Source organism: Mucilaginibacter sp. P19, from assembly GCF_050632265.1.
Taxonomy (GTDB): Bacteria; Bacteroidota; Bacteroidia; order Sphingobacteriales; family Sphingobacteriaceae; genus Mucilaginibacter; species Mucilaginibacter gossypii.
The window spans coordinates 3,457,032-3,472,673 of the sequence record NZ_CP192586.1; the positions used below are offsets into that span (position 1 = coordinate 3,457,032).

17 protein-coding genes and 2 pseudogenes are annotated in these 15,642 nt (G+C 43.8%); 2 read left to right on the forward strand and 17 right to left on the reverse strand.

Annotated elements, in window-relative coordinates:
* Position 1: 1 nt before the first annotated feature.
* The 3 genes from ACQ86K_RS16755 to ACQ86K_RS16765 are packed head-to-tail and all read right to left on the reverse strand — an operon-like array spanning position 2 to position 2,368.
* Positions 2 to 310: a transposase gene (locus ACQ86K_RS16755; protein WP_143020740.1), complete on the reverse strand. Its 309-nt coding sequence runs from the start codon at positions 308 to 310 to the stop codon at positions 2 to 4.
* 35 nt (positions 311 to 345) lie between these two features.
* Positions 346 to 1,134: an ABC transporter permease gene (locus ACQ86K_RS16760; protein ID WP_431198370.1), complete on the reverse strand. Its 789-nt coding sequence runs from the start codon at positions 1,132 to 1,134 to the stop codon at positions 346 to 348.
* The gene (locus ACQ86K_RS16765; protein ID WP_431198371.1) at positions 1,049 to 2,368 is read right to left on the reverse strand and encodes an FtsX-like permease family protein; all 1,320 of its coding nucleotides are present in this window, start codon (positions 2,366 to 2,368) and stop codon (positions 1,049 to 1,051) included. The genes ACQ86K_RS16760 and ACQ86K_RS16765 overlap by 86 nt, the downstream gene beginning before the upstream one ends.
* 10 nt (positions 2,369 to 2,378) lie before the next feature.
* Here ACQ86K_RS16765 and ACQ86K_RS16770 point away from each other — a divergent pair, with 10 nt between their 5' ends.
* Positions 2,379 to 3,260 (forward strand): type I glyceraldehyde-3-phosphate dehydrogenase, encoded by an 882-nt coding sequence (locus ACQ86K_RS16770; RefSeq protein WP_218134337.1) that lies wholly within the window; start codon positions 2,379 to 2,381, stop codon positions 3,258 to 3,260.
* Positions 3,261 to 3,707: 447 nt separating this feature from the next.
* Here the strand turns inward: ACQ86K_RS16770 and ACQ86K_RS16775 are convergent, their stop codons facing one another.
* The 7 genes from ACQ86K_RS16775 to ACQ86K_RS16805 form a co-directional block, all read right to left on the reverse strand.
* Positions 3,708 to 5,102, reverse strand: a complete 1,395-nt coding sequence (locus tag ACQ86K_RS16775) for a TolC family protein (RefSeq protein WP_091162894.1) — start codon at positions 5,100 to 5,102, stop codon at positions 3,708 to 3,710.
* The gene (locus tag ACQ86K_RS16780) at positions 5,099 to 6,169 is read right to left on the reverse strand and encodes an HlyD family secretion protein (RefSeq protein ID WP_431200874.1); all 1,071 of its coding nucleotides are present in this window, start codon (positions 6,167 to 6,169) and stop codon (positions 5,099 to 5,101) included. The genes ACQ86K_RS16775 and ACQ86K_RS16780 overlap by 4 nt, the downstream gene beginning before the upstream one ends.
* Entirely contained in the window at positions 6,084 to 6,443 is a 360-nt protein-coding gene (locus ACQ86K_RS16785; RefSeq protein WP_431198372.1) for a biotin/lipoyl-binding protein, read from the reverse strand. Before ACQ86K_RS16785 ends, ACQ86K_RS16780 begins: the two co-directional genes overlap by 86 nt.
* A gap of 18 nt (positions 6,444 to 6,461) precedes the next feature.
* Positions 6,462 to 7,331: an ATP-binding cassette domain-containing protein gene (locus ACQ86K_RS16790; RefSeq protein ID WP_431198373.1), complete on the reverse strand. Its 870-nt coding sequence runs from the start codon at positions 7,329 to 7,331 to the stop codon at positions 6,462 to 6,464.
* 79 nt (positions 7,332 to 7,410) lie between these two features.
* Positions 7,411 to 8,103, reverse strand: a complete 693-nt coding sequence (locus ACQ86K_RS16795) for an ABC transporter transmembrane domain-containing protein (RefSeq protein ID WP_431200875.1) — start codon at positions 8,101 to 8,103, stop codon at positions 7,411 to 7,413.
* Positions 8,104 to 8,127: 24 nt separating this feature from the next.
* Positions 8,128 to 8,406: a hypothetical protein gene (locus tag ACQ86K_RS16800; RefSeq protein WP_091162891.1), complete on the reverse strand. Its 279-nt coding sequence runs from the start codon at positions 8,404 to 8,406 to the stop codon at positions 8,128 to 8,130.
* A 114-nt stretch (positions 8,407 to 8,520) separates the two neighbouring features.
* Positions 8,521 to 8,706: an isocitrate/isopropylmalate family dehydrogenase gene (locus tag ACQ86K_RS16805; protein WP_091162890.1), complete on the reverse strand. Its 186-nt coding sequence runs from the start codon at positions 8,704 to 8,706 to the stop codon at positions 8,521 to 8,523.
* A gap of 259 nt (positions 8,707 to 8,965) precedes the next feature.
* Between ACQ86K_RS16805 and ACQ86K_RS16810 the strand changes: the two are divergent.
* Positions 8,966 to 9,852: pseudogene (locus tag ACQ86K_RS16810) on the forward strand (LysR family transcriptional regulator).
* 256 nt (positions 9,853 to 10,108) lie between these two features.
* Here ACQ86K_RS16810 and ACQ86K_RS16815 read toward each other — a convergent pair.
* The 7 genes and pseudogenes from ACQ86K_RS16815 to ACQ86K_RS16845 all read right to left on the reverse strand — a co-directional run bounded on the left by ACQ86K_RS16815 (position 10,109) and on the right by ACQ86K_RS16845 (position 15,588).
* The gene (locus ACQ86K_RS16815; protein ID WP_091162888.1) at positions 10,109 to 10,324 is read right to left on the reverse strand and encodes a hypothetical protein; all 216 of its coding nucleotides are present in this window, start codon (positions 10,322 to 10,324) and stop codon (positions 10,109 to 10,111) included.
* Between the two features lie 210 nt (positions 10,325 to 10,534).
* Positions 10,535 to 10,711, reverse strand: a complete 177-nt coding sequence (locus ACQ86K_RS16820) for a Sua5/YciO/YrdC/YwlC family protein (RefSeq protein WP_143020686.1) — start codon at positions 10,709 to 10,711, stop codon at positions 10,535 to 10,537.
* Positions 10,708 to 10,863: a Sua5/YciO/YrdC/YwlC family protein gene (locus tag ACQ86K_RS16825; protein WP_143020683.1), complete on the reverse strand. Its 156-nt coding sequence runs from the start codon at positions 10,861 to 10,863 to the stop codon at positions 10,708 to 10,710. Before ACQ86K_RS16825 ends, ACQ86K_RS16820 begins: the two co-directional genes overlap by 4 nt.
* Positions 10,864 to 10,905: 42 nt before the next feature.
* Positions 10,906 to 11,822, reverse strand: a pseudogene (locus ACQ86K_RS16830) (DUF6671 family protein).
* Positions 11,767 to 13,395, reverse strand: coding sequence for a putative inorganic carbon transporter subunit DabA (locus ACQ86K_RS16835; RefSeq protein ID WP_431198374.1), 1,629 nt, complete (start codon positions 13,393 to 13,395; stop codon positions 11,767 to 11,769). The pseudogene ACQ86K_RS16830 and the gene ACQ86K_RS16835 overlap by 56 nt, the downstream one beginning before the upstream one ends.
* Entirely contained in the window at positions 13,280 to 14,116 is an 837-nt protein-coding gene (locus ACQ86K_RS16840) for a putative inorganic carbon transporter subunit DabA (RefSeq protein WP_431198375.1), read from the reverse strand. Before ACQ86K_RS16840 ends, ACQ86K_RS16835 begins: the two co-directional genes overlap by 116 nt.
* On the reverse strand, positions 14,113 to 15,588 hold the full coding sequence (locus tag ACQ86K_RS16845; protein WP_091162887.1) for a proton-conducting transporter membrane subunit: 1,476 nt from the start codon (positions 15,586 to 15,588) through the stop codon (positions 14,113 to 14,115). The genes ACQ86K_RS16840 and ACQ86K_RS16845 overlap by 4 nt, the downstream gene beginning before the upstream one ends.
* Between the last annotated feature and the right edge of the window lie 54 nt (positions 15,589 to 15,642).

The following is a 15,642-nucleotide window of genomic DNA, read 5'->3' on the forward strand; positions in this document are numbered from 1 at the left end:
TTTAAGTTGTCCGGCTGAAAATGCCCAATGCTTTTTTTAAGATATCCCTTTCCTGCTCCACTTCTCGCAGACGTACCTTCATTCGTTCATATTCTTCTACCGATACAATCGGCGTTTCTGACCCTGGCGATTTCAGCGCCGATGATCCCGTTGTTTCTTTATAACGGCTTTTCCATTTGTGGATCAAATTCTCCCTGATCCCCAACGAAGCGGCCACGTCCACAACCGAACGACCACTAAAAACCATCTTCAATACATCCGACCTAAAATCCGCATCGTAAACACGGCGGCTTGACTTTTTCTTGTCCATTGATTTGCTAAGTTAAGCATCTCGACTGTCCGGCTTTACCGATGCATCTCAGGGAAGCTAACAGTTAGCAAGGCAATGACGATTGCAGCCAATCCTGATAATAAGAAAACCCATAAATTTATGTTAATGCGGTAGGCGAAATCCTGTAACCAATTATGCATTAAATAAAAGGCAATCGGCGAGGCCACTAACAATGAAATAATAATCAATCCTAAAACCTCTTTACTCAACATCGATACAATGCTTACAGCAGTTGCTCCAAGCACCTTCCGGATGCCTATTTCTTTTACGCGCTGCTGTGCGGTAAAAGTTGCAAGGCCAAACAGCCCCATACATGAAATAAATATCGCAATCAGCATGGCCGTATTCATCAATTGCGAAGTTTTCTGTTCCTTGTTATAGAAATTAGCGATGGTCTGGTCGAAAAAAGTATATTCGAATTTTTCATTTGGATACACTTCCTTCCACGCTTTGTTAATTTGGTCTATAGTTGTTTTAAAATCATTGATTCCTTTCCCGGTTGATAATTTGATACTAACAGTCCTTTCACTTTTTGTAACCGAGGCCATAAAGAAAGGGGTAACCGTTTCATGCAACGATTTTGAATTGAAGTCTTTTACGACCCCAACTATTTGCCTTGTAGAATTGGGCATGCCTATCCCGACAAATTTCCCTACAGCATCCTCCGGTTTTTTAAACCCAAGGGCTTTAGCACATGTCTCATTTATCAAATACTCCTTAATAGTATCCGAATGGATAAGATTGCGACCCGCTACAATCTTTAAGCCGAATAACGACACATAATTTTCTGTCGCAAAAATCAAATGAAGCTTCGGTCTTTGAGTTTTCCGCCCCCTTGTTAAAAATGATTGTTCCGCCGTGCCGCTCTGCCGCGGGTGTCGTACGGTGGCGGCTTACTACTTGAACTCCCGGTATTTCTTTAACTTTATTGCAAAAAACATTTAGTTGATCGATGCTATTATTCCATTCTGTATGCATCGTTATAATTGCATCTTTGTTAAAACCCAGATCCTTATTTAATATAAAATTGATTTGCTTACCAACGATAAGCGTACCGATAATAAACACCAGTGATACAGTAAACTGGAATACGATCAATGTTTTCCTGAGATAACTCTTATTATTAAATTGTGTGGCCCCCTGTCCTTTCAGGCTTAATACGGGCAGATAAGATGATAACAGTCTTGCAGGGTAGAAACCGGCAAGTATGGAAGTTACGATAAGGATTAAAACCAAAAACAAAGACAATGCCGGGCTGAATAAACTCAAGTTTGCCCCCGGTGGAATAAAGGGATGAAATAAGAAGATTACCAGGTGTATGGCGAACAACGCAATAACTACAGCGATGAGGGTTAGTATAAAGGTTTCCACCATGAATTGCACCGTTAGGCTTGTTTTACTCCCGCCCAATACTTTATGTACACCCACCTCCCTGGCTCTTGCCAGGGATTGGGCAGTAGAAAGGTTTATAAAGTTGATAACCGCTATGAGTAAAATAAAAACCGCTATGGCTATCAGGGCATATAACGTTGGCAAATGTGTTTGCCTGGAATAGACATCGTGGTAGCGATTGTTAAAGTGAATATCAGCCAGGGGCTGCAGCAATAACCGCGGTGGCTTACCATACCCCGTTATATGAGCTTTTACAAAACCCGGAAATTGTTTTTCGATCTGTGCAGGCGTAACTCCTTTCGCAAGTTTCACATATCCCTGCGAATTAAATTCCCACATCCCCCAGTTATGCAGGTCGATATCGTGCTTTAAAAAGCTGTGTTCAACCGTTGCAAACGAAATAAAATCTTTAAAAGCGAGATCAGAGTTCTTAGTCCAGTCTTCCACTATCCCGGAAACTGTAAGACGTAATGAATCATTGTAAATAACCTGTTTACCTATAATAGCTGCTAATGGCACGGTGCCAAAATACCTCAATGCTTCGCTTCTGGACAATACTACCTTAAACGGCTCTTTTAAAGCTGTAGCAGAATTACCTTGTAGCCACTGGTATTTAAAAATATTGAAGTACTGTGGTTCGGTCACAATAAACGATTTGACTGATATAGATACATTGGTGCATTTGCTTAAATACGATACAGCCCACAGCCGTTTTCCTGGTGAGGTTAGCGCTGATGGCGACTACATGGTTGTTAACAGAAACCGAATTAAACTATTGAGCGAAAGAGATCCTGAAAAACTGCCTTGGGGTAAGTTAGGAATTGAACGGGTGATTGAGTCGACCGGAAGATTTACAGATAAAATATCTGTCGAAGCTCATATCCGTGCAGAAGCCAAAAAAGTGTTGATCACGGCACCTGCTACAGGCGGCATCAAGACCGTTGTACATGGTGTAAATAATGAATTAATTAGTGATGACGAGATTTACTCTACAGCCTCATGTACCACAGGCAGTATCGCACCGATGCTGCACATATTAGAAAAAGAATACGGAATAGAATCAGGCTTTATGGTTACGGTTCACGCATTTACAGCTGACCAAAACTTACAGGATGCGCCGCATAAAGATCTTCGCCGGGCTCGTGCCGCCGCTTATAATATTATTCCAACAACTACCGGCGCGGCAAAGGCTATAGGCGATGTTTTACCGAATCTTAAAGGTAAGTTGGACGGTTACTCATACCGTGTTCCGGTAATTGACGGTTCAATTGTCGACCTGTCGATCAACCTGAAAAACGAGGTATCAGTTGCTGAACTCAATGAGGTATTAAAGCGCTATTCAGACACCACATTAAAAGGAATTATGCAATATACTGAGGAGGCTTTTGTATCGTCCGATATTTTGGGTAATACACACTCTTCAATTGTAGATGGCACTATGACCAAGGCTATCGGAAAATTGGTTAAAGTGGTAGCCTGGTATGATAACGAAGTTGGCATATCTAACCGGATCTCAGAACTGATCAGCTCAATATAAATGAGATAGTCACGATTTAATCTGACAGTTACGATAAATTAAAGAACGTAACTGTCAGATTAAATCGTGACTATCTCAGAGAAAAACATGCACTTGTCAGATTAAATCGTGACTATCTCACATTATTTATTCCTATTACATCATTTGAGAGATAAACTTTACTGCTTTCATTTATTATTATTTTATTATACAAATCAGTAATTTATAATCAAAGTCTGCGTTTGTTTTGAAAATATCTATAGACGCTAGCTTCGGTAGAATATTTTTCACAAGCTAATTTCTTGAAGGTAAACTCTTCAAAACCCAGTTAAAAAATTAGATATACTGCCTTTTTCAGCATTGACCGCCCTGATACAGTACTTTGCGGATCTCCTAAATATAAAATTTCATTGATAGAATGCTCGGCCTCTACGTTCGTGTTATATTAAAATTTAACTTTTGAGCCGGTCACCAATTGTTGGTCAGCCAATTAAGGTATTGTATTGTTTTAAATCGCTTGGTATAAATTTCATTCAGCTTTTCCTGTGTATCCAGCACTTTTTGTTCCCGCGAATTCACCAGGAACAAAGAACTTTCGCCCATCTTAAATTTCGTCTCCTCGCCTGTCAATAAAGTCCTGTTGTTGTTTTGTATCGCATTATTGATCAGAATCTGCTTTTCGAGGTTCATAAATTCGTTACGGTAATTATTCCACTTTACAGTTATTAGGTTTTGCTTGTCTAAAAGGTAATATTCCGCTTCCTTTATCTTTATTTTACTTAAACTGTAGGCGGCCCGTTGTTTGGTGAACGTCAACGGCATCGCAATAGTGAAACCAAATTTCTGGTTGTTTTGCAACCAATTTGAATTCAGGTTATTAAACAACGCGCCGCCCGAGTTCAGGACACCGATATTTACGTTGAATATTGGTTTGACCTCTTCTAATTTCAGTTTCCTTTCAATATTTAACTGATCTATTTTAAACATATATGCTTTTACATCCGGATTTTGGGCATACACCGCAGCCGGTTCTTTTAAAAGCAGGCTATCGGATACAGCCATTTTAAGAAGGCTGGTATCTGGTTTAATTTTTAATTTTTTCGGGTCTGCAGGTTTTAAATTATCCAACCATAAATAGGCAGCCAGTTCATTCTTTTTGTTTAAAACCAAATTCTGATATTCGGTTAGCTTTTGCTGCCTGCTTTGAAGAAGCGTCAGCGCCTCTAAGGTGTCAATTGCCGGTCTGTCCCCATTTTTATAAAGCAGATTTACACCCTCAAGCCTTACTAAGGCCAGATCAACTGCTCTTTCGTAAACCTTTGTATTTAACCAGGCATTTAGCCATTCTGCATAGGTATGTGTAGCATTCACAAACAGATCGTTCAGCATTTGCCGCTGTTCGTTGGCTGCGATGTTTTGGTAGATCGCAGCCCGCTTCAGCGCAGCTCTGCGTTCATCAATCAATAATCCGCGGCCCAATGATAAGCTTACTCCTAAGTAACTTAGTCCTTCTTTGGGTACCTTATTTTCGGAATTTACGTAATAACCGTCATAGTTTGTATAACTTCCTTTCAAATCGATGCCATACCAAAGCGGCAATTTAATCTCCGGTGTCACGTAATCGTAGTAACTGATTCCTCCAAACACTTTTTGCTCCCGGTTAACTTCCAGCTTTGGGTCAAAACCACCAATCGCTTCCCTGCGCGTGTACCGGGCTTTATCTGTATTTAATCCCGCCTGCAAAGCAATAGGATGATAACGCTTAATTGCTGCCAGGTATTCATTTAGCGTTAATAACTCATCTTGCCCTAGCGCATGTAAACAAACCATACACAGGGCAAAGGCTAACGGTATTCGTTTCATTTCTTGTTAGTAGTTTTACCTTTATCTGTAATAGTTGATGTATAAAAATTGGGCGGAAAACCGTTGAGCTGGCGCCACAGTTCATACCATACCGGCACATTATTGAGCAAGGCGATAACCTGGCAGCCGGTGCCATAACGTACTCCAGCAGGCCATTTCTTGCCTCCTTCATCCGGCTGTATCCATACTTTAAATTTGCCAGATGCGTCGATACTGTTATCGATGGCGGCAACACGGCCGGTAAATAAACCGTAGGATGCCTGCGGCCAGCCCGAAAAAACAATGGCCGGGAAACCGTCAAATTGAACACGGACCAGCTGTCCGTTACTTATTAGTGGCATATCGTTAGGTTCAACCGCTATCTCGATAGCTTTTTGAAAATGCAGGGGCACTATGGTGAGCAGTTGTTCGCCATCCTTAACAGTTTCGCCTATACCCGCCTTGATGCTTTGTAAGACCTGGCCATTTTGCGGGGCGATAATGTAATGGAAATTACTCCGGGCATTATAATTGAATAATTGGTTCTTGAGCTTTGAGATCTCACCTTCGCCGGTTGCTGCCTGAGAGAGTGCGGTAAAACGATCTCCTGACACTTTAGATATCTTCTCTGTGTAATCCTGAGACGTGGCCGAAAGTTCCAGCTTAATATTTAGCAGTTCATTTTTGCTGTTGTAAAATTTATTTTCGGTACCTGTTCTTTTAGCTAAAGCATCCTGATAATATTGCTGCCGCTGCTCATACTCGGTCAGCGATTTTAAACCTGCCTGATAAAGTTCCTTTTGCCTTTTTAATTGAAGATCTGCTATATTTAGCTGGTTGGCAGCGGAGACCATAGCTATACTGTCTGATTGTACCTGTAGCCCATATTGCTTAAGCTTATTTTGTAATTGACGTATTTTTAGCTGCAGGCTCTGCTGCAGGGCAGAAATCTGGCTATCAGCTGTTTCTACTTTACTTTTATAAAACTCAGTCGCATCGTTTTTAGCACGAAGTTGTTCGGAAGTCCGCTGGATAAGTTCCGGATCCAGGTATCTCGTCTTTAGTTTCGGTAATTTGCAGCAAAGTATCCCCTTGCTTTACCATGGCGCCATCACGTACATACCATTTGGCTATTCGCCCTGCTATCATGGTATTTACCTGTTGGGGGCGCTGTTGCGGTTCAAGGGTGGATACATTTCCTTTTGAACGGACATTTTGCGTCCAGGGCAGTAGCAATGCTACTAGCATGATGATGAGCATAGCAGCCATCCATTTCACCTTGGGTGTGTCAGGGCTGGCATCCACCGCTTTTTTGAATGAACGGTAACCCAGAAAGCGGCTGGTATTTGTATTTTTTTCCAAAAACATCTATTTATCAGTTTATGTATTCAGTGTAATTAGCTTATCACATACGCCGGAGAACTCTTCCGAGTCAGATATGGCGATCAGACTAAAACTTTTATCATTGATGAGTTTATCAATTATCAGCCTTCGGTTTTCGGTTTCTATCCCCTGCAAGCCGTTTTCCATAACGAGAATTGCCGGTTTTAATAGAAAGCATCTTGCCAATAATATTTTTTGTATTACGCTGTAAGAAAGCTTTTGACCCTGCGGGTGAAGCACTGTTTGATAGCCATTTGCGTTCGCGTCGATAAAAAGTTGTAAGCCTACTAGCTGACAAATATCTGCGACAAACGTAAAGTCTGATTGCTCGTTACCCAGGGTAAGATTATCCCAAAGCGTGCCGCTGAATAATTCTTCCCTTGCAAAAAATATCGCCACACGGGAGCGCCAAACTTCGGCAGGTATGTTTTGAAGTGGCAGGCCGTTGATCAAAATTTGTCCGCTGTAACCGCTGTATAACCCGGCGATTATCCGCAGCAGGGTGGTTTTGCCGGAACCTTCTTTCCCGTTGATGCAAATTTTCTCTCCTGGTTTAACTTCAAAAGTCAGCTGATCAATAACAGGTTTGCGATGGTTAAAAGAAAAGCTTAGGTTTTGAACAGCGATCGTTAAAGGCTGATTAAGATCGATATTTCCGGCAGTTGCGGTGCTTAATTCAATATCGTGCGGTTTTTGCAAAACCTTGTCCAACTTTTCAATCGAAGTAAGCACATCATACAGCGTTTCCAGGCTGATAATCAATTTCTCTACCGAGTTGAGTACGGCAATAATAATGATCTCCGAAGCTATGAACTGGCCAAGGTTAATCTGCTGTTTCAGGAACAGCAGCGTGCCAATTATTAACATGGCGGCTGTGATGATGACTTTGAACGCTATTAACGCCCGGTATTGAAATACAAGTACCTTAAAGTGCGCGCTACGTGCATCAAGATACCCGACCGTAAGTCTCGTCGGTTCTTTTGATGTGCAACTGATGCTTCTGTGAATACTTGAAGGTCTTGATGGCCCGTGAGATCTCTTCCAGCCAGTGGCCAACCTCATACTTGTACTCGCTTTCTTCCATACTGGTGGTAAAGCCTTTATGGCTGCTAAAATAAAATATCATGCAAACTATGGCCAGCAACATCAGGCCTAATATGATGAAAACCGGGTGGTAGAAACTTAACAGAACCAGACCGAACAATATCTGAATAGAAGCTGCGGGGATATCAAGCAACAGTTTAGAAAGCCCTTTCTGCAAACTTGCTGTATCAAAAAAGCGGTTTACGAGTTCGGGAAGATAATAGCTGTCAACGCTCAAAAGATCGATACGGGGTATGCGATATGCATAAGCGAAGGTTAGGCGTGTGAAAATACGCTGCTGGATACTTTCTGTTACCCGCATTTGCAACACTTGTATCATGCCGTTTAGCAGCACACCTCCTACGACAAACGAAATGAGCACTACTAATGATGCAGATAATACACCGCCAAAAAGCATACCGATTATTGCTTGTATACCTAAGGGTAGCGAAAGCTGAATCATTCCGGTTAGGGTCGCAAAAAAGTATATCTGCCCAACTTCCTTTCTTTCCAGGTTGATAAGTTGAAAAAGCTTTTTCCTGCACTTCTTATAGATGCCTGGGAATTGTCAGACATAGGACTAAGAATTTAAATCAATTTCGATATATCCCATCACTTCTACCTGATGGTCGCCTTCAATGCCATCTGTTAAAAGTTTTCTTATTTCTTCCCGGGTGTTTTGCAAGCTTTTTAATTTTTGTTCAATGGCGCTAACGGAACTGTCATTATGTTCCATGGCACCTAGAAGCTGAATATTATGGTAATTTATTTTATGATTATAAAAACTCATAATGATAGACAAGGCCTCATTGGAGTTGAATTTGCCTGAAATAAGCGGATAACTTTTTTTGCCGTACATGATTTAATTTTTTAATTGATATGTTTAATAGTTATTTATATTTTCTTCATGTATGATTGAATTTATTGGAAATTTACAGGATATTCTCCCGATAATATGCCGGATATCAACGAGTCATTGTGTAACTACAGTCGCCTGTATAGATACATTCCCCGAAGTATTTCCTGATAAATATACTTGCTCACCCACCGATACCTCTTGGATTTCGATTTTTGCACCTGCTGCCAGAGTGATGGATAAAGTGGCGTCCATGATCTCGGGGCCTATTCCGTCACCTTTAGCTACAGTAATTGTTGTCATACGCTTTTAATTTATTTCAACAAAATTCGGGATTGCAAATCATAAATTTTCATTTATATTTGTAATTTTATGTATTAATATTTTTTATAAGTTAACTTGAAGAAGATATGTCCAGTTTCGTTCATCACTTAAAAAATATCAATTTTAACCAAGCAGCAGTTTTGTGTTAATGGTTCTTATTCATTTTTTCTTACTTCTATAATCAATTATGCAATATACCCTGCACCAGTTACAAATATTTTTGAAGATCACACAGACGATGAGTATCACCAAGGCTGCTGAAGAACTTCATCTGACACAGCCCGCCGTATCCATCCAGCTGAAGAATCTGCAGGACCAGTTTGAGATACCGCTTACTGAGGTCATTGGAAGACAGTTATACGTGACGGATTTTGGTGCGGAGATCGCTGTAGCGGCTGAAAAGATCCTCGCTGAGGTTCACGCGATCAACTATAAGACCCAAGCCTACAAAGGCCAGCTTACCGGCAGGCTAAAGTTGTCGGTAGTCTCGACCGGAAAATACGTTATTCCTTATTTCCTTTCTGATTTTTTAAAGCAACACCAGGGCATCGAATTGGTGCTGGACGTAACCAATAAAGCACGTGTGATCGAAAGCCTGGAAAAAAATGAAGTCGATTTTTCGCTGGTATCGGTATTGCCCGATAAGCTGATGGTAGACGCCACAGAGCTGATGCAGAATAAATTGTATCTGGTAGGCGGAAAAGATACGGAATCATCAAAAGGCAGTACGCATCATATATTGGAACAACTTCCGATCATTTACCGTGAAGAGGGCTCAGGCACCCGGCACACCATGGAAAGATACCTTTCCGCTCATAACCTTAAGGTCAGAAAAAAATGGAGCTGACATCTAATGAAGCGGTAAAGCAGGCGGTCATCGCGGGCCTTGGCTATGCGATCATGCCGCTGATCGGCATCAAGAACGAACTTATCAATGGTGAAGTTAAGATCATTCCGGTCAAAGGGCTTCCGCTGAATTCGGTCTGGAAAATGATATGGCTTAAAAGCAAAGCCTTTTCTCCTGTAGCAGCAGCTTTTCTGCTGCACCTGCAGAAAGAAAAGACCAGGATCATCCATGAGAAATTTTCCTGGTTCGAGCAGTATGTAGCGCAGCTGGAGGCCTGAATACTATCGGACCTTTTTTAAAAACAAGGCGCATCTTTGCACTATGGTCAAACTTTCTGTTATGAAAAGCCAGCCTGCCGTTTATCCAGGTATGGCTTACTCGTGCTTTGAAAGGTTCTGTCCTACAAAGACGTCCAGCTGCACTTGTAATAGAACGGATCCTGCTGTAACTGTGGCCGGCAAATCCGGGCCTGCCAGTACGAGATCTGCGTAATATCACTCCCGGATATACGCCCGGTCCAGAATTCGGTAAACTTCAGCAACATGATGGCTTTTCTTCTTTACGATTTCCGTCAGTCTGATTTTCCCCTGGTGATATAGTTCCATCATCATCTGCAGCGCATGCCGTACAAGCGCCCTCCGCTTTTCCATCCAGGTAGCTGCCTTGTTTTTCCGCCGGCAGGTGCGGCGCATGATCGGTCGCGATCATGCCCAGGTGACCGGCTAACACTTTTTGACCGCCGGGTTCCACTTTTTGATGTTCCCCGGTCGATCATAATCCTGATCTGAGAAATATAAATGGGGCAGTCAGGCCTCCGCAGTGATATGCTTTTCACGTACATGCTTGTTGTCCAAAAGCAGCGCCTCCTCCAAAGTGGAAGTGTGCAGCAAATGTAACCGGTCAGCATTTTTTCCGGCAGCGGCAAGTGCCCTCTTTGTCGCTCCTATGCACGACTCTGCGCTACAGGTTCTCGCATGTTACCGGCAGGGGGCTTTTCCGTCGTCTATCAAAGGATGTTTTTTCAAAAACCAGGGTCAAAGGTCCGGGCCAGAATGCTTCCGTCAGGTACGTCGCAAGCTGAGGGACTTCAACCGCGACATCGGCCGGCTTTGCAGACGACGCGATAGGAACGATCAGGGGGAAGCCAGCCTTCGTTTCAGCTCAAATATTTCAGCTACTGCTTTTTCATTCAGGCCATACACTGTTTCAGTGGGAATAGCGATGACACTGCCGCTATTTGAGATTTCAATGCCCCTGGCCATTGCCGGAGAGAGGGGTATATGCTTCATGTTGAAATTGATTAATTGTTTAGGTGTGTCTTTACATGATGATCAGGGATTGCAATAGTCGCAATACTGCGGGTCTTCAGTTTCTTCTCCAAAGGGATAAAGCTTTAAAACGCTATGCAGGCATTTTTTGCATTGGTAACGGTGGGACAGCGTTTTTTTGTCGGCAGGCCGCATTGACTGCATTGCAGACCTGGTTTGACCTCGATGACGTCAAATCCGGGAAACTGGCACCGGGGGCAGGTCCGTAATATGATTTCAACCAACTTTGCCGCGACCTCAGCAATAACCTGCATGCGCGTTGGGTTGTACATCGCACGCATATCGGTCTCCAGGAATACTTCTCCGTAATTTTTCAGATGGGTTTCAAAATTTGTTTCAAGAATCTCCCAGCTCTGGATTCCTTTCAGCGTATCGGATCGCTGCGGACCTCTCAGGATCAGACCATGGGCAGGAAAACCCGCGATATGGGCAAACTTAACAGCATCCGGCCAGTCTGCGAATTTGCTTCCGCCGAAATTTGTTTTAGGGCTTACTACTCTTGCCCTGACATAGATGTCATTTTCAAGGTCCATAAATACCATGATCTCGTCATCGGCTGGTATGAAAAAGATTGTGGGATGCGCACCGAAAGATCCTTCACTCGCCACCGCCAGTGTACAGCCCGTCATCCTACAGGCGTCCAAGCACTTTGTCCTGGCGGTTTCCAGCGGGTCTTTTTCCCGTTCGATCTCGCCGGAAAATGTACCGTACCGGTCAGTATTGAACCCTTCGGGCAGTAAGGCTTCTACACCCAGCGCCTTTTCCAGTAATGGGGCAATGACTTTTTCTTTACCATGCATAGTCGCTATAACCAGTTTCCTCCCCTTGAACAGCGCGGCTGATCGTTTGTTCATGATGTGATGATTATGCAAGCAAATCCGACCATTCCTCAGTATTGATGACGGTCCAGCTGCAGTCATACTGATATAAACTGATTTGGTTACCGTACAAAGGATCCATGACCATCAGGTAGATCCACTTGTTGTCGACCAGGTTCTTTATATGATCATTTCTTAACAGTATCTCCGCTATCCGCGAGACCGGCGCTTGAATAAGCACCGACAATCGCAGAGGATGGTGATAAATAATATTATCGGAACTATTGACGGACTGCAGGGGCAGACCGGATTTCAGATCTCCGCCGTTTCCCTGTACGACACCGAAATTCCCTGTGACATTATGGGTAATTTTTGATCCCCCGCCAAAGCGTTCGTTATCAACGGTGGAAAAATAGTAATGGTTGTTGATCCATTGAGTGACCACCATCGGGCCCTGCATGATCATCTCCAGGAACAATCCCTGTTCATCGGCTTCCCAATCGTAGGAATGCAGAAAGCACTTGCCTTCAAGGTTCATGCCCCTGGTCAGGTCGCGCGGTGCCACGATAAATCCTGCATTGCCGGCAAGTCCCCATTCGGGCCTGGTTTCTGCCCAGTTACTCGCTTTTTTACGAGCCGCATCAAGTCCGTTCAATGATCCCAGCCGTTCGCTTGTCGCAATTCGCTGGACATCGGCAAGATCTTGCTTTATCTGTTTTAGCATCGATAGATGAGATGCCGGTGCTTCGGAATCGAAAATAACAAGTTCATCGGTTGCTGTATTGTGTTCGGCACCAACAAAAAAAGTGCCGGCGGGAATGGAGATCCCGCAGTCACTCTTTAAGAAAGTTCTTACATCGGCTTGATTGGCCAGTTCAGCCAGCATACGGGCATTATGACGTCCCGGACTCGCCGCACAGGCACCGCAGTCGAGGCTCGATTTAAACGGGTTATTAGCTGATTGACCAGCGTGGCCGGCAAAGATAACCAGTGGTGCAAATTCCTTCCAGCCAAGCAGGTCAAAAGCTGTCTTAACAATTAAAGCCCTTTCTTTCAGCTTTATCCCGTCCTCGGTGTAATCTCCCTGATTTTTCTTTAACTGCGGTACGCAACTATTTTCATATTGATCCGCTGATTTGTCTGTACGTGATTTTGCGACAGATGGGAAAAACGTCCTTCGAATCAGGCTAAAACCATAAAAAAGACCTGTTCCCTCTACATAACCGAAAGCCGAAGGCAGCATGTTTTTCAGGCGCTGGCTAAGGAAGCTGATGAAACCCTGGTAGTTCTTCTGCTGCTGATATTGTGCCAGCTCAGCTGATTTTTCCTTTAGCGCCGATTCTGTGATCATGTACGCGGAGTCCAGGATCGGCGGGCATGACTTGCGGATCAGTCCGCTGGCCGGGTCGCAGTAATTGGTGGCAATGCCAAAAAAGCCGGCATAACCGAAGGTTTCGTATTGTCCTTTGGCTTCAATATGCCTCCTGATTGGCTCCGACCTGGTGTCGATGCAAAATACCATTTGCGCCAAAGTGCTTTTACTTAGTTTACTCACAGATTTAAGGCTCATCAGATTTTCCTGAAGCCTGCCGGCCAGCCTTTTCTGCCAGCTGCTTTCCCAGGCTGCGAGCCAGATCAGCTGCAATTCGGAAACTGCCTGTCTCGTCTTCCGCAATTTTTTCTTCAGATCGAATTCCCCCGTTGATCTGTTCCGCTAGCCAAAGACGGACAGCCAGGTAATCTTCCAGCGTAACTGGGTTCTGCTGCTGCCATGGCGGGCACTCGCTCATACGGTACTTGATATAGCCGGTCCAGCCCGGCAGCGCCGACAAATGATATTTGAAGATAGCTGTTTGTTCCTCCGCACTGCATCCCTTCAAGATAACGCGGAGCGTTTCAACCGCGGTGTGGGGCATCGTATGAATTGAAAAATTACGCAACTCACTGTCATGAAGCGCGATTCTCCGCCAGGCTGTAAAAAAGCCCGCTGATCTGCCCGGCATTTCCCATTCCGCCATACCTTCATCCATAAATACGCTGAGCCATTTGGCGGTGATCCTGTCGAGCTCATGGGTCTCGTTGGTCCGGTGCGGACAACTGGTTACATCCATTTCTTCCAGGTAGTACTCGGGTTTCTGGTAACGACCACTTTCTGCCAGCTTTTCAGCAAGGATTTGGTAATCAATTTCTCCGGACATAAAAGCTTGGCGAAACATGGCCGCACCGGGTAGAGCTAATACCTGCAATGTTCTTTTAGCCTCCATAACAGCCTCTCCAAACGGCAGGTGTTCATAGCCGGACAGCGGGTTAGCGGTCACAAAGCCGTATAAAGGCCAGGTTTTGTCAACCACGGCGGAGGCCTCTTTTATTGCGGCCGTAAATTCAGATCTGATCATAGGGATTGGTTTTTTGATAGTAAGATGGTTTTTTTGTAGGGCTGTGAATCGTTCAATAATTTTACGTAAAGCCAGGACCATTTTTTATATATGCCTAACTTCATGACAAAAAAGCCCGACAGGAAAATTAAACCAAACAGTATATGTAGGGGCGATAACGCAGTCGGGCTTTCAACATCCGGCATATCGCTCATGACCCTGCTCAGACCATTATAGATTAGGGCATAACTGCCCATACCGGCAGAGTATAGCAGCACCGGCAGGTAAATTTTACGCCCGACCGAAAGCGACTGCTGCTTAACGATATTATAAGTTGCCTGTCCTACGGTTATAGCCACGATAAGCGTTAAAAAAATACCGCTATTGATAATGATGCCTTTTCCAGTTAGTATAGCGAAACAGCCGGCTCCAAGGATGCCGGCAATTAACACAGCCACTGCATGTTGGGGACTGATTTTTATCGCCAACGGTTTGCCAGGTGCGGAAACCTGTACCTGTTCTCCAGAGGAAAGAAATAGATAAGCCTTATAAAAGCCGTGCAGGATCAGGTGGGTCACCGCAGCATTAAAAAAACCAAGTCCGCATTGCATAATCATAAACCCCATTTGGGCGATAGTGGAACAGGCCAGTTTTTGCTTGATACTGGTCTGCAGTAATTTGCTGAACTGGGCTGCGATCGCAGTTATCCCGCCTGTGACAAAAAGAATTGAAAGTGCGTCCGCTTTTAAAAGCACGGGGGCAAACAGGGTGAGCAGAATACCTGAGCCGTTAACAAAACCGGCGTGCATCAGTGCTGAAGCCGGTGTTGGTGCGGTCATCGCCGAAAGCAGCCAGCGGTGAAAGGGATAAATAGCGGATTGTATCAGGGCGGCAGTGATGATCAAAATGGAAGAGGAAAGCCAAACAGCTTTTGGAAGGCTGTTTAGTGTCGCTGTAATACCGCTTAACGTAAAATTGTTTGTTGCAAAACCAAGTATTAACACCCCTGCAGTCAGCGCTGCGCCAGAGCACAAAAAATACTTTTGTGCAAACCCGGCTGCCTGCCTGGCTTCGGGCCATCCGTTGATTATACCGATCAGCCTTGCCATAAAAAAACCCATCGTAAACCAGGCGAGCGACAATGCAATGATATGATCACAAGTGACAAATATCATTACTGACAACGTAAATCCCAGGCACAGGCCCGTAAAGCGGGAATGATACTTAAAGCCCTTGAGGTATGTGGAGCTGTAAACACTGATAATGGCACTGAAAAAACTAACAACCGACCATATCAAGAGCGTGAATGCTTTGATCTTAAATATTCCAAAGTAACACCAGGGTAGATTCTTATTGGTAGTTGTGGCCAACAATACGATTGAGAACAGGCACAAAACCGACAAGAAAATATTTATTAGCTGGTTGAATAAATTGGCGGGTGATTTTTTAAGATTTTTTAAATTAATTGGCTGGGCATTTGTTTTCGATTGCATTTCGTTCTTGTTTTGATGAATACGCTGCAAAACTGAAAAGAAATATTTATTAAT